The organism is Spirosoma foliorum (assembly GCF_014117325.1).
GTDB lineage: Bacteria > Bacteroidota > Bacteroidia > Cytophagales > Spirosomataceae > Spirosoma > Spirosoma foliorum.
This window is the reverse complement of the sequence record NZ_CP059732.1, coordinates 8261145-8280830: the sequence shown is the minus strand read 5'-3', so window position 1 is coordinate 8280830 and position 19686 is coordinate 8261145. Positions and strand designations below refer to the sequence as shown.

The window sequence follows — 19686 nt, the reverse complement described above, 5'->3', positions numbered from 1 at the left end:
TAGGGATTTTAATGGGAAATCCCTATTTTGACTATAATGTAGATAATTTGTTGATGTGTATTTCTTTATTTTTTATAGCCAGAACCTGTTTAAACTTTTGACTTAACAGCGTTTTTGTCATGAACTGTGTCAAAAAACAAGTTTTAAGCCAAATTTTGTTTGGATAGGCTGAACCCATTGACGAATTCAATATTCTTCTTCACCACCACAAACACCTGATGCAACAACTTATTCATCACCGCCACCATCGCCACTTTGTGGCATTTACCCTTGGCCCGTAGCCGATCATAAAGCGCTTTACAGCCCAAATTGTATTTACGGGCCGAACGAGCTGCCATGTATAAAAGGCCCCGTACATACCCTAAACCCGTGCGGGCCATCCGACCACGCCGACGAACCGAACTGCCCGATTGAGTTTGACTGGGGGCAATGCCCACGAACTTAGCTACCGCTTTGGCTGACTCGAATCCAGCCAGCCCATTGGTGGCCGTGCACAAGGCTTGAGAGGAAGCCGGCCCAATCCCCTTGACCCGCTGCATCCGCTCCGAAATGGCCTGCAACTCCTGTTGACTCAGCTGATCCAGTTCCTCTTCAAAGAGCGCAATCTGAGTCAGGTAGCTCTGTTGGAGAACCAGCAGGCTAGCCTTGACTTTCTGACTGGCCCGGGGGTCGAACGACAGCGCATGAAGCTGATTAGCCACCGCTTGCTGACTGATTCGCAGGTCGTTGAGGTGTTTGTGCTGTTGGCGAAGCTGATGTAGAGACTCATCGGCCAGTTGCGAAGGCTGGGGCTGAAAGACTTGTCCGTAGCGCGCCAATAGTGCCGCATCGCTCCGGTCGGTCTTGCTGATAGACTTCAGAGTGGCGGCAAAGCCTTTGCTTTGGTTGGGCGTAAGGAGGCTAAAGGGGCGATTTTGCAGGGCTAATACCCAAGCTAATCGAGCCGAATAGGTACCTGTATGCTCGAAAATGAGGTGGCTATTGGCGGGCAGTTCAGCAGCCCATTGCTCAATGGAGTCCGCTTGGTTGGGCAGGGTTTGATAGGCCCATTGGGGTTGCCCATTGGCATCGATTCCGATTTGGTAGCTGATGTGTAAGGTCTCTTTACTGACATCAACCCCGTAATAGATAGCTGGTTGGTTCATGCTAAAAACGAAAAAAGCGGGATACTACTCATGCTCTCGACATCATTGTGAAACGGGCTATATGCCCACTGAACTGTCCGGGTTCCATGAGATTGGCTCTCCAGGCTACCGATCATGACAACCGGTCTTTTAGACCATCCCGACGTAGGTATGACCTGGAGAACCAAAGATTATTTGTTCAGAGCAAACTTACAATCCCGACGCAGGAGGGATGACAAAAACTCCAATTATGACTCGGCTACAGAAAGTTTAAACAGGTTCCCAATAAAATAGAAGTATCGCCAAATAGTTTTCCTGAAAAATAATCCATTTGGCGATACCCAATTTTAATTCTACCAGCTACGTTAAACCTCAGTTAAAGGATAGTCATTATTATTCACCAGTGGCCTGACCGATAGCCCATCTTGTACCTACAGTCGCAGCACCGGCTAGCATCGTCATACGCCCTAGAGGTGTTCGTAACATGCCCCATCCCATCTGTCTCCTAAAAGCAGAAAAGCTTCTGGCTGGCATGTCAGCCCTCGTTAAACCTGCAGCCCTAGCCCCGCGATTAAGCAGGAAACCAGTTGCCGCAAAATAGCCCGTCATTCCATCTCTGGCCATTTGTTGAGGGTTATTATTATACCTCTGGTAGACCCGATCTCTTATAGAATCCATACGTATATAATTTAAGTGGTTGGGAATTAATTAAATCATTACTTTTTTGTTGACCAGTTAAACTTTTTTTGATAAGAAAATATGAGACTCTTTTTTGTCATTCCTACTAAAGTCGGAATGACAAAAAAAACGATTCAAATTCACCTAAAATAAGAAAGTTTCAAACAGCTTCAATAGTTATTAATTTCTGAATGTCTTTTTTCCAATTTCTTCCAGTGTTTTTCCTTCTTTATGAAATTCACGTTGCAAGCTTGATATAATATCATCGGAAGTAATTGGCCGTTGCCGATTAATGTTAATCATTACACAGGCTCGTAAAACATTCATGATAATGGCACCTGTAACCGCAAAGCGCTCACCTAGCTTGTCAAAGTCAATACTTGGATCAACGTCAACTGAATCCTTAAACGCCTGTCGCCACAAATTGGCGCGTTTCGATGCGTTGGGTGCGGGGAAATAAATCATGGACTGAAAGCGCCGGGCAAAAGCTTCGTCGATGTTATCTTTCAGGTTGGTTGCCAGAACAATTACACCCGGAAAGTTTTCCATCCGTTGCAGCAGAAAAGCCACTTCCTGATTGGCGTGCCGATCGTTAGACGACGTTGTTTCGGTCCGTTTACCAAACAGGGCATCGGCCTCATCAAAAAACAGAATCCAGCGCCGGCGCTCCGCTAAATCGAACACCCGCCCCAGGTTTTTCTCCGTTTCACCAATGTATTTAGACACAATCATGGATAGGTCAATTCGATACACATCCAGACCTGTCGATTTCCCTAACAAGCTAGCTGTTAGCGTTTTTCCCGTACCGGGTGGGCCATAGAACAACGCGCGATAACCGGGTTTGAGGTATTTTTTTAGCTGGGCGTTTTTTAAAATTGTGTCCGAATTATCAATCCAGGTTTTTATCTCTTTCACTTCCTCCATAATCTGATAGTCGAGAACCAGATCATCCCACTCTAGCGTGGTGGTTACGCGGCTGGCCGGAAAATCAGCACTAAAATCAGGACGGTTGCTTTCGCCCGTTGTAAGCAAGGCCCGGTATTCGTCAGATATAGTCAGCGCTCCACAGGTACTAGGTTCATTAGGGCCCGCGGGGTTTACCTGGATAATGTTCAACTGTACAAGCAGTGAATCATGAAATAAATAGGTCTGTAACCGGATACGGCGTGTCAGGTCAGAACCGGCTACCAGAAATAAAATTGTCTCGACCGTCGGTAAAAAACCACCCCGAGTATTGTCGCGAATCCCACCAAATTCCGTAAATGCCCGATCGTACGTAAGATTTCGGGTGAAAAAAAAAGTCGAGCACTTGCGGCCGAATATGCGGGGCAAGTGCCATAATCAGCATTAACCGCTCATAATTGCCAAGGCTATGCTCGCGAACTAACTGCGCATAGGCCGACTGATTATCGGTTAAATTAGGTTCATCAATCTCTTCAATAGAACCATAGGGGCTTTCCTGATTGAAGTAAAGTTCAAAACGAGTCGAAATCACGGCCTCCAGCCAATTTAACTCCCATTGCAGGGCATTTGAATTGGCAGTGATTGCAAACAACTCAATCATCGTTACATCACTCATTTGTCATTTCGGTAATACGTTTAATTTCTTCTGTAACTTCCGGATAGCCTGCTTTTGCGCGTCTATCTGCTTACGGTATTGCAGCCAGGCAATACCGCGGCCTAACCCGAAGGCCACTCCCAGCAAGAGGAGAATTTCTGTCAGTGCTACCCAGGGATTTAACGGATTCATGGCAAATAGAGTGGGCTAGTTCCTCTGGATTCACCCCGACGCATTTGCTCCTGCCAGGTGCGTAATTCATCCCAACGGCCCTCGGTCGCTAGTAACGCTTGCCCTGGCCAGGTTGCCGGATCATAGGTATGCAACAACGGACCATGTTCGGCCAGCACCCGGCGAACGGTAGATACAGGGGTTTCGGCCAGTTGTGAAAATCGGAAGACCCCGATGCTATTCAGGATCGCTTCTGACTTAGTATTAATGCCCGCAATCTCCTTTAAATCATCCCGACCGGGCATCGTTACAAATACTTCTTCAACTTCTGGTTCAATAATCTGCTCTATATCAAACGCTTCCTGAAGAACCTGACGTTTAGTCACTAAGTCGCTCAGTTGTTTCTTGAAGCGTTCCCGAAAAATGAAATAAGCCAGTACAGCTGTTCCCTGAAGCATCAGGAAGTGCAGCAGACTGGCGTCTTCTAAGTGAAACGGATTCAGTTCAAACATACTCAACGTCGTTCTACAAGCAACGTTACCCGTCGGTTCGCTTCACGACCCTCGGGTAAAGCGTTCGGCGCAATGGGCGATTTATCGCCCTGGGCTACTAACTGGAGCCATCGCTTATCGGCTCCTTGTTTCACCAGCGAATCCTGAATCACTCGCGCCCGTAGCCGCGACAGTTGCAGGTTCCGTACTTCTGTTCCAACACTATCCGTATGACCCGTAATCACTAGTCGATCCCGTTTGTGGTTGCGCAGGTAGGCAATGGCTTCGCGGGCAAACTGTTCGTTGTCGGGCGTATGGATATAGGCTGTACTTCCCGTCTGGAAATACAACTGTAGCGGATGAAACAGATCAACATACTTCTGGTGCCGCGCCAGCCAGTTTGCGTCAATCGTTATCGACTGAAAGGCAAACGACAGGGCATTCGTAGAATCCTGCACAAACAGCAACGCATTGGAAGCTTCTCCCCAAACCTTGATCTGCTCTTCGGGTACCCCGGCGCTCACCAAATACTGCTGAACACTGGTGGCCCGTAAAACCCCTAAGTTGGAAATCAATGTTTGCTTGCCTTCGGCTGGGGTATAATAACCAATCACCGTGAGCCATCGGCGAGGATTCGCTTTTAGGTAATCAGCCAGCGTATCCAATCCAGAACGGATGTTCCCGGAACGACTGTTCGCTGACCGATTACCTATTGATTTTAGTTCGCTGCCCGCCTGCTGGAATAGATTACCCCGTAGTTGAATCCGCAATTGATTGCCGTCAATAATGTGTACAGGGGGCAGAACAGGTTCTTCCGACAGCCGAATACGTTTGATGTAGAATAGGTGTACACAAACAGAAACGATTACCCAAACACCTAATCCCATCCACCATACCCATAGCTTACTCATGCGGGATCAATTAGCTATTGATTGGCCAGCCTGCGTCATATGCTGCCTTACCAACAGTTATTTTCTCTGCCGTGATGGATATATCTGCACTGAAATTGCTTGATCCTGCTGGTTGAAAGCCTTCCTTGTAGCTAGTAATGTAGCCATTTTTGAAATCGACCGTACGGAAAACTCCGTCTTTACCTGATTGCCAGAACTCGATTTTGCCATCGACGGCTTTATTCTGAGCATTGATCATCTTATCGATCAAATCTTCGTTTTGGGTTATTTCGATCGTCAATGACATATCACCCGCCCGAACGGCCGAGGAAGGACGTCCTTTCTGGTCATAATCCCGGCTGAAGGACGTACCAAAACTAAGAACGTCAAATGTACTTGTGCCAATAGTAAGTTTTGACGTAAAACCTACATCTGCTGCGTCTGCCATAATTAGTTAGTAATAAAGAGTTTAGGGAATTATTTCTTCACGGGCCACCGCTGATCCAGTACCGCTTTTTGAATGGTTATTTTTTCGGCCGAAATCGTAATTGAGCACGTATAGGCTGCGCCAGCCGCCGAAAACGATTCGCTATAGTTGACGATGTAAGCATTCGCGAACTCGATCTTGCGGGTTACTCCATCATCACCAGCATCCGTAAATTCTAAGGCTCCTTTATCAAAAGGTTTATTTTGCGAATTGACCATGTGCTCGACCAAGGCTGATTTCTCCGTGACTTCCACCGTAAATGAGAATTGGCCACCCATGACGTGGCTGGACGGTCTTCCTTTGACATCAACGCTTCTGGAAAAGCCAATGTCTCCTCCCAGAATATCGAATGTGTCGGCGCCCAGCGTAATTTTACTTGAATATGGCATAATGCTAGCTATAAAAAGTTGAAAGATGAAACGTTAGGAATAGTCAGTTTACAGGGCGGTTAGATCTGACCGTAATCAGATGTCCATTCTGGACTTTCCACGTCATCGCCCCGACGACCGTCGAGCCGAATAACAAAGCTCTTGGCAGGGAAGTAAGGCGTCAGTCGGATGTCGAGATAGATACGATCCTTTATTTTGTCATCGCGTTCCAGGCGCATGATGCGGAATTGATCGATCAGTTTATCTGGTCCTTTAATGCTATCCAGGAAGCCAGCAATCTGCCGACGTAAATCCGCTTCGATGAGCGAGTTCCAGTTTTCGAAGGCCCGACGGTTCAGGAAGTCGAATAGCACTTTGGTGATGTAATCGAATACCCGAACAACGGAGTAGGTTTGTAGACCCATGTTGTCGCCGTTAAAGAGGGTTTTGCTACCGAAAGCCATAACCCGACCGTACTCGTCGATCATGGGCACCAGATTCAGGCGCTCAACGGCCGACAGTTCGCTTTTACGAAGTGGGAAGCGAACACCCGGTACTTCATTCATACCACCGTGTTTCTTACCCGCCGTTACCTGCGACATCAGCGTGTAGTAGATTTTGCCGGCCAGTGCCATGGAAGGCGGAACGTACAAATTCTCTACTTCACCTACTTCAGCTACTTTACTACGGCCCACAACCCAGTTACAGGTCATGATAACGCTGGAGCGGAACAACTCTGCCCCTGTCATATTGGCTGTGCTGAACAGGTCGATAACGTCTTCTGAGCTTTCAAGATCGGCGAAATCGGTGAACAGGGTTACTTTGTTGTTATGCGCAATTTTGGCCCATTTCTCTAACACGGCATTCGATCCCATGAAGCCAGGAACGACCAAAAGCGAATAGTTCTGACGCAGGTCAAGGCGATCATAGTTCTGTTTCAGCTCATCGGCGATGTAATCGATGAAGCGAGAGTTGTCCAGATCGGTCAGTTGATCAAAACCAGCATTAACGATGGTAACGTTCGACAACTTATCCGCTTCGGCATTCTTGTAGAACAAAGAAAGCGCCCGGTAGTTGGTTTCCAGTTCCCGCGTTGTTTCCAGCGCTGTTAACAGGTTTTTTTGCAGATTTTGCTCAACTTCCGTTGCCTTATCTTTTGCCGTATCGAGCATTTCGTTCTGATTTTCAGACGAGCTCAGTACTTCGATCCAGAGTTTAAGTTTTTCTTTCAGGACGGCCCGATCCGTTTCTTTGGTTGGGTCGCCCATGTATATTTTCTTCCGCGCTTTGCGGTCGGGGTTCAGGTTTTGTGAACCATCAATAAAACTTTCGATAAAGGCATAACCACCGTAAGCGGATAGGGCAGGAATGCCAGGAAGGGTGGCGCCACGGCTAATCCCTGTAGAGGGCCGTGCATCAAGTTGTGCTGAGGATGCTGTAGGTTCGCTTTCCATGAAGACGTATAAGGGACTGATTGAGAGAAAAGAAGAAGAGTTTGATAAGTTAAGCCTCGGTTTTTTCGCCTGCTTCGAGTTCCGCCACTAAGGCTTGCAGCGTTTCGATCAATGCCGCTTTGGTATCGGGGTTCCCCAAGGCTGTTTGCAGAATCCGGTGGCCCTGCAAGCGACGGCTGATTTGGGTGTATTCCTGAAACTGGGCATCCAATGAGCGAAGAAATGGGCTTTGAGCAACCATTTCTTTAACCCGAAAATCGGCTACGCTCCGAAATTTCAAGGTTTCTTTCTTTGGCATACCCTCGATCGTTTCCATCTCGACTTCCACTTCGGGCTTAAAGTGATCGAAAACAGCTTCAACGGTTTTCAAGCCATAGACAGTCTCTGGATTAACCGGAGTCTGGTGCGTAAGTTTTTGTGCTAGCAGCGTACGATTGAAGGGGATATTAACGATACCCTCCGCTGATTCGGGCTTAATCTCGTTACCACCAATTTCGAAGTCAAACATATCTTATTCAGCTGATTTTTAAGTTTATCAAAGCTATCAATAAGACGGTAGGCAGCAAGATGCTCGCTTCGCCAAGGGGGGTAATTTCAAACAAACGGTATCTTTTTTTGCGGCTCGCAATCAGTGCCCAATCTCGTTTTTTTACTGCGAAAACTATAAAGTATACAAAACGGGTAACGCCTAGTTTATCTGCCAAACCAGCTCAGCGGCTTGCTCATCCCAGCCAACGTTCAAGGCCTGGCCTTTCTGCAATTGCCCGGAAATAATCAGGCGTGAGATTGGTCGGCGTAGCTGGTTCCGGATAATACCGGCCAGTGGGCGAGCACCGTATTGAGGAGTGAACCCCTGCAAGGCTAACTGCCGTCGGGCTTCTTCGCTGACGGTTAAATCAATACCCTGTTGCTGAAGACTTTTGTGCAGATGCGCCAGCTGGATGTCGAAAATCCGGACCACATTTTCCTCTTTCATTGGGGAGAATGGGATGATTTCGGTAATCCGGGCCAGAAATTCAGGGCGAAACTGGCCCGTCATCCGCGTCATTAATTGCTGCGACGTTGGCATTCGCCCGGCCTGAAACTCACCGCTAATCCATTCACTACCAATGTTGGAGGTAAAAATGAGCAACGCATTCGTAAAGTCGCCTTCCTTGCCGAGCTTATCGTGCAAACGACCTTCATCCATGATTTGCAGAAAGATGTCGAAAACAGAGTTGTGGGCCTTTTCAATCTCATCGAACAGAACAACGGAGTAAGGCTGTTTCCGAATCTTATTTACCAATAATCCGCCCTCTTCATAACCGACATAGCCCGGAGGGGCACCATAGAGTAAGGCCGCGGAATGTTCTTCCTTAAACTCCGACATATCGAAACGGATCAGCGCCCGTTCATCGTTGAACAGAAAATCGGCCAGCGATTTCGACAATTCGGTTTTTCCGGTACCCGTAGGCCCAAGCAGGAAGAACGAACCAATGGGCTGGCCTGCTCGCTGCAAGCCACTGCGCGATTCCAGAATAGCGTCGGACAGGGCGTGTAAGGCGTGATCTTGCCCCACCACGCGCCGTTGCAGAAAGCTCTCCATCGACAAGAGTCGCTCCTTTTCCTGGGCCTGCACCTTGCCCATCGGAATCCCCGTTTTGTGGGCCACAACGGCCGCCAGGTCGCTGGTGGTAACTGTGGCTTCCTGTTTACTGGCTAATTCCTTGAAACGACCTAATTTCCCGATGATGTACTCATGATACGCCACGGCTGTTTCCAGCTCGGCTGGGTCGATGTCGTCTTCCCACTGGCCCAACAAAACCGGGCTGACCTGGTGATGCAGCAACGTGTCAATCCAGCGGTATTCTTCCAAGGCCTCTTCCGGCGTTAGGTCGCCCTGGGCCAACTCGTTAATGGTCTTTTCAATCTGACTCAGTTCAGTACCCGACGTTTCCATTGCCATCCGAATGGCGGCCATCGTTCGGTCGAGCAGATCAAGGGCGGAGTCAGGTAATCGGCGTTCCTTGCTGTATCGGCGGGCTAGCCGGATGCAGGTTGAGATTACCTCTGGCTGTATTTTTAACTGGTGATGCTGTTCGTAGGCTGGCACAAGCCCGCGCATCATTCGTTCGGCCACTTTCTCGTTGGGTTCCGCTACGGTCAGCATCTCAAACCGACGGCTCAGTGCCTGATCGGGTTCAATTAGCTTTCGGTATTCTTCGGGGGTTGTTGCCCCAATCACAGTCAGTTCACCCCGCGCCAGTTCTGGCTTTAGCAAGTTGGCCACCCCGTTTCCGGCCGATCCTTTCGGATCGAGCAGCATGTGGATTTCGTCGATGAACAGAATACACTTTTCGTATTGCTTGACGTCTTTGATGACCGTTTTTAGCCGGTCTTCCACTTCACCTTTGTACGAAGCGCCAGCCAGCAAGGCACCGGGGTCCAGTTCCAGCAGAATGGCATTTTTCATTCGGGCAGGCACCAATCCTGCCACGATCTGTTGCGCCAGCCCGTCGATCAGTGCGCTCTTCCCAACACCCGGATCACCCACCACCATCACGTTAGGCTTGCTGCGTCGACCCAGAATCTCAAGCATGGTTCGTACTTCTTCATTTCGCCCAACCACAGGGTCCAGTTTGCCCGCACGGGCCTGAGCGGTTTTGTCGATGCAGAACTTGGGTTCTTTGGTCATCGACGGATAACTGGTCTGCTCCTTCCCGTTGGTACCTGTTCCTGTCTGAGCGCCAGTTGTAGAAGGAGCTGTCGATAAATCGCGCACAAACCGTTCCATCAGATCGCGCTCCTGCAACGGTAGCGAGCGAAGCTGATCGGCCGAAAAACCAACACCTGGCTTGGTTAAAGCGGCCAACACACAGATGATTTCGATGTAATCCAGCCCCAGCTTGACGCGCAGAAAGTCGGCTTCGTTCATAACCCGCTCCACCGATTCGTCGGGTTCTGGATTTGTTACCGCCTGCCCCACACGAGGCAGTTCTTCCATCCAGACATCGGCCCAGTCGAAAATATAAGCCACATCATGCTGTAAGGCGCTCAGCAAAGCACTCCCGCCCACATCATCATGAAGCATAGCCCGCATGAGGTGGGCTGCCGAATATTTCTCATTGTAGTACTCACGTGCTAAGGCACGGGCAATGTGTAGGGCTTTTTCGACCGATTGATTCAGAGGTAAGTGGCGCATAACCGAGCAGAGTTGAGGTAGAGGGTTTATTTAAATAGGTCTTCGCTAATCCAGTAGTAAGTCCGGCCGTTCGATGCGAATCGGCTGTTTCGGAAGGTGGGTATGCGTCGAAAATAGTCGCGTCGTTCGCGTAGTACATACAAAACCTGATTGAGCAACGCATCGGACACCTGCTTACGGCTGGTCAAATCGCCAAGAGCAATGCGTTTAAACAACGGATTCGCAACGGGCAAATCCAATAAGCCTTTCAGTAGTTGATCCAGCGTGACGGAGCCCCGAGTGGATAAACTGGCTTCGTTCAGCACCTGTCGATAACGATTATGGAGCCGTATCCGGTCGAGGTAAAGGCTTGGGTCGATGTCATCACCGCTTAGCATATCCAGCCATCGGCCAATGCCATCATATTCATCAAGCGGAAGTAAGGCAATATACTTCCAGCGTGTCCCTCCGCTAAGTCGCTCCGGCGTGTACGCCCGCGTCAGGTACGGATATTCGTCAATACGCGTCAGCGTAGAGGGGCTGACAGGCAGTTTCAGTCCCGCAGAGGCATACACCGGGCTCAGCTTTGGATTTACCCGGTCGCCCTGAGGTTCCAGTTTCTGAAAGGTTTTTTCTAAAGCCGCCGTCACTTTCTGCGATTCGTTGGAGACTTGCTGAAACAGACTATCGGTAGCGGCATATAATTCCTTGAAGGGTAGCGCCTGATTTTTACGGGGAAAAAGCACCCAGCCCGGCACCATGCTGCGGTCGGGATACGCCAGTTGGTACACATTCCGGTCGCCCATCCGAAGGTTAAACTCATTCGTAGCGGTAACCATATCGGGCCGAACAAGCCGCGCTTTTTTGAGATCGCTGCCTCTGTTGGCTATCTCCATAACCAACTCCCGGCTGTGGAGAATAAAGTTATTGGGAATGTCGCCCGGAGCGCCGAAAGGCTGAAAAGCCAGCAATCGACATTCTATCGTTTTCAGCGCTGTTGGAATCAGCTTACCGTCAATAATCGACTGTACATCGCCGTTGATTCCGACCAATATGATAATGTTGTTTTCGTCGGGATGGTTAGCAAACTGCTTTAAGGCTTCGCTAACACCCGATCGGATGCATTTCGGTTCGGCCTCCGGGCGATTCCGGGGCGGTGGCGCAATGCGACTTAACCGACTCAGCAAGCTCGTGTAATTGGGCGTTAAGGGAAGGAGCGTAACCTTGCCTTTGAGCGTCTTGCTGTCATCCGATTTTTCATAATCGTCATAAACGACTGAGCCAACCTGTAACGAAATGGTCCGTGTCGTATCCTGCGACAGCTGAGTAATTGTAAACTGAATGGTGTTCATCAATTCGCCCCAATAGGGCTGCATGGCGGGACTCCCTTCTACGACGTAAACAAGATTATAATTCGCTGTATTGGCCCGGACACGGGGCAGTATTTGGTTCGAAATCGTCTGTCCGATCACATTCAGCACTGGAACCTGTCGCTTCTCAACCAGCGGGGTTAGCGCATTGGTCAGCAATACAACCTGGCTGTCTTTAACGCTGTATTGTTTCAGTACCGGAAATTTAGGCCCCAGCCGATCCCAGGAAACAGCCGGGAAGGTACTGTTAATGAGGGTTGAATCACGACCTCCCCGAAGCAGTGCCGAAACGGATCGATAAAAGGAAATGGGCTTGGACGATAGGTTGGCGGTGTCGGCTTCGATGAATAAACGCTGGCCAATCGGCTGTAACACTTCAATGGGTGTCCAGCCTAACATGATCTGTTTGACACTATCAGTTGGGAACCAGGATGCTCGCCCGACCAGCGCTTGCCGACGCGTTTCGGAGAGTTTATACACATAGGCCAGGTCATACAGGCGCATTCTGGTATCAGCAAGCGCCTGCTGAGAAGGGTCCATATAAAGCCGAATCGAGTCATTGGACAGGTAATGCTCGGGGTTTGTCAGCAGGGCGGGTTGGGCTAATACAGCACTTACGATCTGTGCCCGGCGTTGATCCGACGATCGACTACTCTGGTTAGCCAGCAAAAAGCGGCTTTTGAGCGCCCAGCCGTAGTAAACAACGGCTTTTCGATCGGGGATAACACGCTTGGAAAACTTATTGCCAATAACGAGCGCCGGATCGTACTTAATGAGTTTTAAATAGCCATTGCGCTCTTTCAGCACATAAAAGGCTTCCATAAACCCCATTTTCTTAAAAGGCGTTGTGCCGTTTGAACTCCGAAACGTTATGTTGTTATTGCGATCAGAATAGACAATCCAGGGCGAACCGCCAGGTGGCTGTAGATTAGCCTTAGCGCCTGATTTGGATATGCCAACACCTGATTGCATCTGGTTGGGCGTTCCCGATACGGGTACCAGATTGTCGGGCTGACGAGCCACGCGCAGGAAAAAAGGCAATTGGGCTCGGGCCAGGTCGGGACAGCCGAGCCAAAGCGTCAGAACAACAAGGCAATACCAGAGCCGGTCTAACCGAAACTGCCGATTAGGGGAATAAACTGGCCAGTAAATCGGCAGGCATTTCATGGTTTATGTTGAGTCACATTTAAGCGTGTAATGCAGGACGTAACCGAATCGGAAACGACTGCAACCCCATCAATATGGACTCCCTGATCGAACTGGAGACCCATGCAATAGGAATAAAAATCGTTGGCTTTTGTGTTGTTAATCTGAACAAGCGAATTGTTGCGATTGCACAGGTATTTGCTCAGCAAATAATTATAGTTGCTATTAAATGATTGGCCATCAGCAATTTGCTGAAGCCGACGTCGAATATCACTGCCAACGATATCCAGCGAATCGATGGGGGGATCAAACTTGTTATAGCCCCGTATGATGGTAATCTGCTTCCGAATCGGATACTTCGTTACATCCGTCATCAACTCAATGGTATAGGTATGGGGCTTCGAACGATCTTCGTCGGCAGGGTAACTATAAATAGCCGTCTGATCGCGGGAATCGACCTGTCCGCTGGCCCCGAATCGCCAGGTGAACTGACTCGCCCGCCCACCCACAGCCGTAAAAACCAGCTTCTCCCGTTCATAACCCGTTGATGGTCCCTGTATCTGCACGAGAGAATCCTGCCGGATAACCATCGGCTCTGGTCTGATCACGACTGAAAACGTTCGGGTTACTTCTTTATTGACCCGTAAGCGAATCAGATAGGTACCCGGCCGATAATAGCGGACTACCCCCCTTGCTCGCGGTGACTCCTGCCCATCGCCAAATTCCCAGTGCCATTGTTCGGCCTGACTCGTGCTATCCATGTAGCGAACCGGCTGGCCAACCACTTGCTGAACAGGGTACACCCTGGCCTGAATTTCTACATCGGAGGTATACCAGTACAACACAACCAGCATACCTACAGTAAGCAAAAAGGCCCGGGCCGATAAGGTCATTTTACTGTTCATAGTACTTATCGGGAACTGGTGACAGACGGATTTGCGCCTGGGGCTGGGGCAGCACCGGGGAACATCCCGACACTACAGTCATCCAATTGTTTACGAAACAAACTAATGTTCGATTGTTTACTCCAAACCAGCTTTTTGTCTACGTACATCATCTTGTAGAAGTCGGCAATCTGCGCAAACGTCCGAAACCGGGTCCCCTCCGATTGTGGGTTGGATAGGCGACGGATTTCATTCAGGCGATCTTCAATATCGACTTCAATAAATACAGCATTGATCTCAGGCCGATAGACAACAATGGCATGATAGGCCGAATCGAGCAGGGGTATGTTGTCAAGTTGGCTTTTCAAGACCCGTTCTTTCATCTTGATTTGATTCGACAGGTACTTCGATTCTGAACTTGAATACGTTTTATTACGAAACGCAATCCAGCTAACTACTACAGACAAGAAGCTAATAGCCGCCAGCAGGTAGATAAATTGGAGACGACGTTCGCGCATCGTAAGCCGAAAAAAACTATTCATAAGACTGGGTTAATTAGCGATGGGCCCTCTCCGTTTATTTTGCCGATTTTCCTCTACAGCCTGTTGCAAACATCCTCTTAGTTCATCCCGCAGGTCGCCTTCTTCAACCATTGACTTGTTCAGGGAGTCTTTTAACAATAACATCTCGTTTACATGACTGAATAAGCGATTGTAAACCACAAAGTACTGCTGGGTTTTCTGTTGCTGACTGACCAATCGGGTAAACTCTTCTTTCTTCCGGGTAACCAACCGTTGTAATTGCTGGTCATCCTGATTCCGATTTGTGTTCATCAGGCTCATATAGGTGTACAATGAGTCAACTTTATCGGCCAGCATCGCATCCGTATAAATGACCCGATCAAACGCTTCTTTTTGCTGAATCAATTGAGTTGCCTGACGCAAACTTGTTTGAACACAGGAATACACACAGAGTATCGTTACCACCAATAAGCTGGTAAACCAGGTAAAAAAATGATTGAAAGCCTGCTTAATCTCTTTATGATTTAATGATTTCATTCGCGTAGAAAGATTCTTTCATTGGAAACTGATAACTTGTTCTTTCAATACCTCAACTCCTTATAAACTCATGTCTGTCTCTGATCCATCGGCCGTTTCATCTCCTTATTTCCTCGATCTCCTTGATGTCGATTTTAAGGCCGAAATTTTAGCGGCTTCCCTGGCTAATCAACAGATGGCTCCCGAACGGATCATTGTCAATCCAACCGGGCTCTATAGTCGAGCCTACTCCAAAGACATTGAGGACGTTAGCGACTGGTTGCTGGAAGGCTCAACCTTCATTTACAACCGCATCGATACACCCCGCGAGGGCTTGTTCGATATGTTGCCCCATTACCTGTTTTTCAGTCCAGCAGAATCGACAGGTCCCCAAAATGTCGATCAACTTCTTGACGGCATACGACGGGATCGGGATGAAGAACGACAGGCGCGCTTGTTTTTTCTTCCCTTCGATGCTGAACTGAATCACCTGCGTACCCTTTCTGTTCATTACGATAGTTCGGTTGACCATCTGGATGGCGCTACCGAGATTATTAAACAGTTTGCCGAACACTGGCCAATCATAAACGCTATGAGCCGTAGTCAGGCGGGTATTTTTATTCAAATACTGCCCTGGCTACACCTGCTTCGCAGTAATCTGCCCTGGTTCGGCCGCTTTCTCCACCTCTTCTTTGGGGTTCCGGCTCAAGTTGAAGCGGGACGCCGATTAGATGAATCAACACGCGAGGGCGGCTTACCAAGACTGGACAACTGCCGACTTGGCATTGATACCGTTGTTAGCGACCATTTCGACGCCGACTGGAATGGGATACGGATTAGTATTGGTCCCGTTCCGGATAACCGGGTGGCCGATTTTCTGCCACACTCAAAAACGATTGCTCTATTGCATAATCTCATTGACTATTTTTTACCTGTTTCCAGCGAAGTATCGGTTTCCGTGTTAACGAAATCAGATGCTCCTAAAACAGCGGATACATTTCTGGGTTACAATTCTTTTCTTTAACCACATCGTAGTTTCCCGGCATTACGGCTTGCCTTTTTTCGTTGGTGAGCGCGTTGGTTTCTTTATCGACGGTTGCCTGATTGGGCCAGTGCGCGGACCCATATAGTGTAAGCGTTGATCTTTTGTTGCCTCGCCAATGATCATTGAACAGCCATCGGGCTCAACGATTATATAGTTGTTTTGCAGGAGCTCCTGGCTATTGACGCGATTAATCGTATACTGATACACCGTTGGCTGCGTCGGTAGCGGAAGACGACTCGGCCAGCTAAAATCCAGCTCCTGCGTTGCTCCTTCATAAAGAAGCCTAAAGACGATTTTGGACGTATAGAGTTCCGTATTCGCCCGCACAGAATCAGAACGTATTGCCGTACTCTTCACAGAGTCTGCCCGAACGGAATCAGATCGGACAGCAATGGCGCGCGCAGAATCAGAACGCACTGCATTTACCCTGGCTGAATCCAACCGAATCGAATCCGTCCGGATCGAATCTGATCGCATCGCCTTATCCCTCGCAGAATCAGAGCGCACAGAGTCGGGACGTAGGGCAGCTGTTTTTACCGAATCTACTTTTGCCGAATTCGCCCGAATTGTATCAGTTCGTGCAACAGGCTGACTAACAGGCTTGGTTTGAGCCGGTTTTTGTGACCCTACACTTGGTTTGGGTGCAGGTTTGGTGGCTTTAGACGTAACCCTGGCGACCCTTTCTAAACTCAACTCATACAGTTTAAGCGTATAGATAGGAGCCGGTTCGCGGGGAATAGCTGCCTGTCGGGCCGATGGACGTATATAAAAACCGAGTGTTCCAGCAACGGGCTCGCTGCGGCACGATTGCTCAAATTCGTCATTGCGAACGGTAGAAACGGAGTAGAAAAAATAACTCGCTGAATCTGGCAATGCGAGTTGCGTTGGCCAGATGAACTGAGAATCTTTCCCCGTTTTTTCGTAGATCAGCCGGTTGCCGGGTAAGGTATACAGCCGGAACGAATACTGTTCGCCCTCGGTATAGATAGGCGCACTACTTCGCCATTTCAACGTCGGTCGACTATTTATACCCACCTCGTATTCGTTGGGCTGATTGGGGTCCAGAATGGGCGGATAACAAACAGGCTTGGGCGCTCTTGCGGGAACGTCGTTGGTCCCTTGCCGTTTGGACGACAGAAACCGGTACGAAACCCCAAACTGAACACCTATCGTATTCATATCCAGACGCTTCTGCGAAAAGCCATTTGAACTGTTTACCTGTGTATACCCAAGCGAGGTCAAGGTCGTGTTGGCCGATAAGCCTATTCCTACTTGCGGACTAACCTGGTATTTGAAGCCAGCACTTCCGGTGAATCCAATTCGAGCCCGTTGATCGCTTGGCGAAACTGTTGTAACGTATGTGCCATTCAACAGATTATCCTGTGTAGTACCCGATATGTAAGCGCCCAGAATAGGGGCATCGTTATAAAATACTCCGCCCCTAAGCTCTACATCGAACAGTAGTCGCTGGCTCAGTGGAAATGAAAAAGCGGGCCCAACCGCCAGCATAAAACTGTGCTGGGAGGTAAGCGGCAGCACATGAGGAGTCGGGAATAAAGGGATCGACTTATCCAGTCGGTATAAATCACTTACCCGTAAATTCTGATAGCCAGCTAAAACGCCAATCCCCCAATTTCGCCCAACAAAATAATCGGCAGAGAGCGTGGTCTGAACTCCATTTGTCAGATACAGATTGTCATTCAAATAGCCTTTCTGTTGTAACTGGTGGTAGCCAATAGTACCACTCAATCGCCATTTAAAAGGGGCAAAAGCATCAATGGATGTGGGGTGGGTTAATACTAAGGGGTTAGGATTGTAAAGTAGCGAATCCTGTGCCACCCCCCGATTAACCAGGGCAAGAACAGCATAACTAACTACAAACCAGAAAACGATACGCATAAACGATATACATGGCTAAAATCTAAACTTGTGTGGTTACGTCGGCCAGGAATAACCTGTACGTAGTAACCTGCCCCGACCGATGAATCAGTTTCTGGAGAAGTCCCTCCATAACAACATGCCATTCGGCCTGGGTAAGGGTGCAGTCCTCTGCCGGATGCAGGCTAATATCAACAGTGCGCATCAGACCTTCTTTTACTGTACCTCCTGTAGCAACTCCTTTTTTTATTGTTACCGACTCCAGTAAAGGGCCTAGTTCATGGTGAAAAAAGGCCCTGGTATCTTCCAGCGTTACTATACGCTGGTGGGTCATGAGCGCATATCGGTAGGTTTGAACGCGATGAAGCGCATCAGGGCGATTCCGGCCGCCAATAGTGGTCGTTAACAACCGAATACTGTCGTTGTGCAAACTGCTCGTATCAAAAGCCTGTAAAAGCGTGCCCACCGGAATGCGGTTGGCCAGTTCGCAGTTGGTTGTCCAGAAATCGACCTGCATCGTGTCTCCCTCTTCAAACGGTTTAAACAGCACATACTGATTAAGCGCTATCGGCGACGTCATGGTAGTCTGCACTTTGCGCTCAAGCTGCTCAAGCTTCTCCTGGAGTTGAGTCAGTAGTAAGCGCACCGTATCCTGCCCATATACAGCAAACGCAACCGACTCATCCCGAAGTAGTTCGAGCAGAAATGTCAGTTGTTCACGGGCGTTTCGTTCGTCGAATCGTTCTACTCCACCCCGCCGAACGGAATAGCCGCCTTCTTCGATATGATCGGCTTTATGAAACGGAAAGGGGCTGAAAAGGCGCTCCTTGCTATCCATAACCATCCTAACCAGTAGCAACGTTTCGAACGGAGCGGTTCGCAAAGGCAGAAGGTTATAATTGGCGGTTGTCCGGTAAAGAATCCGGTTCGCTTTCCGGTTCAAGACCGGAAATGCATTGAGTTCAACCGATACCTTTTCCAATATCGTTTCGTCGAATCGGGCCGGAAAAGTCACCTGCAACCAAAGTAATGATTCGCTTGCCAGTGGGCCTAGATTTTTTACCCCAAAAGCTTCCGCAAACGCAGGCGGATAAGGCAATTTTTCATCTTCCAACTGCCCGATTTCAGGCTGTTTAAGGTGAACAAAGCGAGGCTGATACATCTGGCGGATGTCATTCTCGAGTTGATAACTGATCTCGTATTCCGACAGTAACTGCGCCGGGCCATCGTGCTGGCGCTGATTCGATTCTGCGTAAGCTGGGCCAACAGCTGTTTGTAGCGGAGCCCCATTCAGGTACCAGCCACTTAAGGCTAGTAATGGAAGCAACGGCTGTGGATTTACGTCACTAGGCCAGTCGAAGAAGAAATTTACCCGATCGAGGGATTCAACGGCCGAATTAAGCGCCAACCCAATCCAGAGCGTTTTTGGTGCAAGCTTACGCAGCGGCATGGTTTGCGCGACAAGGCGTTTGCCCAACTGCGGATGAATCGAATATAACTGGGCACCCGAAGCGAGGTAGGCTATACGGCCATCAACAAGTCGTAGCGAGTCGACGGGGGAGAAAAACATATCCTGCAAACTGTCCAGTTCGCCCATCAACTGCGACGCGTATTTCTGTTGATAAAGAAAGCTTTGTGTCGGCTCTAACTCAACAACCGGTTCGGCCGGGTAGGCCTGCATAATTGCGTGGGCCGGGCGAGGAATGGTCAGCAGATCTGGCGTTAGTAAATCGGCCAGCCGCTCCAATACCCGCCCCTCCGACTCCATAAACTCATTGCTGATTTTATAGACCTCATTGGCCAGGGTATCGATCAGCATCCGGACGAACGTATCGAGATTGTTCAGGTCCCGCACTCCCCACATCTGCATGATGTGGAGTAGTAAACGTTGCCGAATAGCCTCCTGGGAAAAATACGATCGTTGGTCACTCAGCGGCATGGGTGT

The 19686-nt window shown here is 49.1% G+C and carries 19 protein-coding genes; 1 reads left to right on the top strand and 18 read right to left on the bottom strand.

Features of this window, described 5'->3' with window-relative positions:
* Positions 1-143 precede the first annotated feature (143 nt).
* From H3H32_RS34925 to H3H32_RS34855, 16 genes are all read right to left on the bottom strand, one after another.
* Positions 144-1145, bottom strand: a complete 1002-nt coding sequence (locus H3H32_RS34925; RefSeq protein WP_182457633.1) for an IS110 family RNA-guided transposase — start codon at positions 1143-1145, stop codon at positions 144-146.
* Between the two features lie 372 nt (positions 1146-1517).
* On the bottom strand, positions 1518-1802 hold the full coding sequence (locus tag H3H32_RS34920; RefSeq protein WP_182460308.1) for a hypothetical protein: 285 nt from the start codon (positions 1800-1802) through the stop codon (positions 1518-1520).
* Between the two features lie 180 nt (positions 1803-1982).
* The gene (locus H3H32_RS34915) at positions 1983-2918 is read right to left on the bottom strand and encodes an ATP-binding protein (RefSeq protein ID WP_220472580.1); all 936 of its coding nucleotides are present in this window, start codon (positions 2916-2918) and stop codon (positions 1983-1985) included.
* 58 nt (positions 2919-2976) lie between these two features.
* On the bottom strand, positions 2977-3381 hold the full coding sequence (locus H3H32_RS37225) for a hypothetical protein (RefSeq protein WP_220472579.1): 405 nt from the start codon (positions 3379-3381) through the stop codon (positions 2977-2979).
* Between the two features lie 3 nt (positions 3382-3384).
* Positions 3385-3552 (bottom strand): hypothetical protein, encoded by a 168-nt coding sequence (locus H3H32_RS34910; RefSeq protein WP_182460307.1) that lies wholly within the window; start codon positions 3550-3552, stop codon positions 3385-3387.
* The gene (locus H3H32_RS34905; RefSeq protein ID WP_182460306.1) at positions 3549-4043 is read right to left on the bottom strand and encodes a helix-hairpin-helix domain-containing protein; all 495 of its coding nucleotides are present in this window, start codon (positions 4041-4043) and stop codon (positions 3549-3551) included. The genes H3H32_RS34910 and H3H32_RS34905 overlap by 4 nt, the downstream gene beginning before the upstream one ends.
* A 2-nt stretch (positions 4044-4045) precedes the next feature.
* A complete protein-coding gene (locus tag H3H32_RS34900; RefSeq protein WP_182460305.1) occupies positions 4046-4933 on the bottom strand; it encodes an OmpA family protein in 888 nt (295 codons plus the stop codon).
* A gap of 10 nt (positions 4934-4943) precedes the next feature.
* Entirely contained in the window at positions 4944-5360 is a 417-nt protein-coding gene (tssD, locus tag H3H32_RS34895) for a type VI secretion system tube protein TssD (protein WP_182460304.1), read from the bottom strand.
* Between the two features lie 29 nt (positions 5361-5389).
* Positions 5390-5788 carry a type VI secretion system tube protein TssD gene (tssD, locus tag H3H32_RS34890; protein ID WP_182460303.1) on the bottom strand — a complete coding sequence of 133 codons (399 nt, stop codon included), beginning with the start codon at positions 5786-5788 and terminating at the stop codon, positions 5390-5392.
* Between the two features lie 59 nt (positions 5789-5847).
* On the bottom strand, positions 5848-7221 hold the full coding sequence (locus H3H32_RS34885) for a DUF5458 family protein (RefSeq protein ID WP_182460302.1): 1374 nt from the start codon (positions 7219-7221) through the stop codon (positions 5848-5850).
* A gap of 49 nt (positions 7222-7270) precedes the next feature.
* Positions 7271-7729 (bottom strand): hypothetical protein, encoded by a 459-nt coding sequence (locus H3H32_RS34880; protein ID WP_182460301.1) that lies wholly within the window; start codon positions 7727-7729, stop codon positions 7271-7273.
* Positions 7730-7909: 180 nt separating this feature from the next.
* Positions 7910-10402, bottom strand: coding sequence for an ATP-dependent Clp protease ATP-binding subunit (locus tag H3H32_RS34875; protein ID WP_182460300.1), 2493 nt, complete (start codon positions 10400-10402; stop codon positions 7910-7912).
* Positions 10403-10428: 26 nt separating this feature from the next.
* Positions 10429-12918, bottom strand: coding sequence for a type VI secretion system protein TssR domain-containing protein (tssR, locus tag H3H32_RS34870; protein ID WP_182460299.1), 2490 nt, complete (start codon positions 12916-12918; stop codon positions 10429-10431).
* The gene (locus H3H32_RS34865) at positions 12915-13802 is read right to left on the bottom strand and encodes a PKD domain-containing protein (protein ID WP_182460298.1); all 888 of its coding nucleotides are present in this window, start codon (positions 13800-13802) and stop codon (positions 12915-12917) included. Before H3H32_RS34865 ends, tssR begins: the two co-directional genes overlap by 4 nt.
* Before the next feature lie 5 nt (positions 13803-13807).
* Positions 13808-14323, bottom strand: a complete 516-nt coding sequence (tssO, locus tag H3H32_RS34860; RefSeq protein ID WP_182460297.1) for a type VI secretion system TssO — start codon at positions 14321-14323, stop codon at positions 13808-13810.
* A 9-nt stretch (positions 14324-14332) separates the two neighbouring features.
* Positions 14333-14839, bottom strand: a complete 507-nt coding sequence (locus tag H3H32_RS34855) for a type VI secretion system TssO (RefSeq protein ID WP_182460296.1) — start codon at positions 14837-14839, stop codon at positions 14333-14335.
* 70 nt (positions 14840-14909) lie between these two features.
* Here H3H32_RS34855 and H3H32_RS34850 point away from each other — a divergent pair, with 70 nt between their 5' ends.
* Positions 14910-15842 (top strand): type VI secretion system baseplate subunit TssG, encoded by a 933-nt coding sequence (locus H3H32_RS34850; RefSeq protein ID WP_182460295.1) that lies wholly within the window; start codon positions 14910-14912, stop codon positions 15840-15842.
* 21 nt (positions 15843-15863) lie between these two features.
* Here H3H32_RS34850 and H3H32_RS34845 read toward each other — a convergent pair whose 3' ends face one another.
* Entirely contained in the window at positions 15864-17762 is a 1899-nt protein-coding gene (locus H3H32_RS34845; RefSeq protein WP_182460294.1) for an outer membrane beta-barrel protein, read from the bottom strand.
* Between the two features lie 22 nt (positions 17763-17784).
* Positions 17785-19680: a type VI secretion system baseplate subunit TssF gene (locus tag H3H32_RS34840; protein ID WP_182460293.1), complete on the bottom strand. Its 1896-nt coding sequence runs from the start codon at positions 19678-19680 to the stop codon at positions 17785-17787.
* Positions 19681-19686 lie beyond the last annotated feature (6 nt).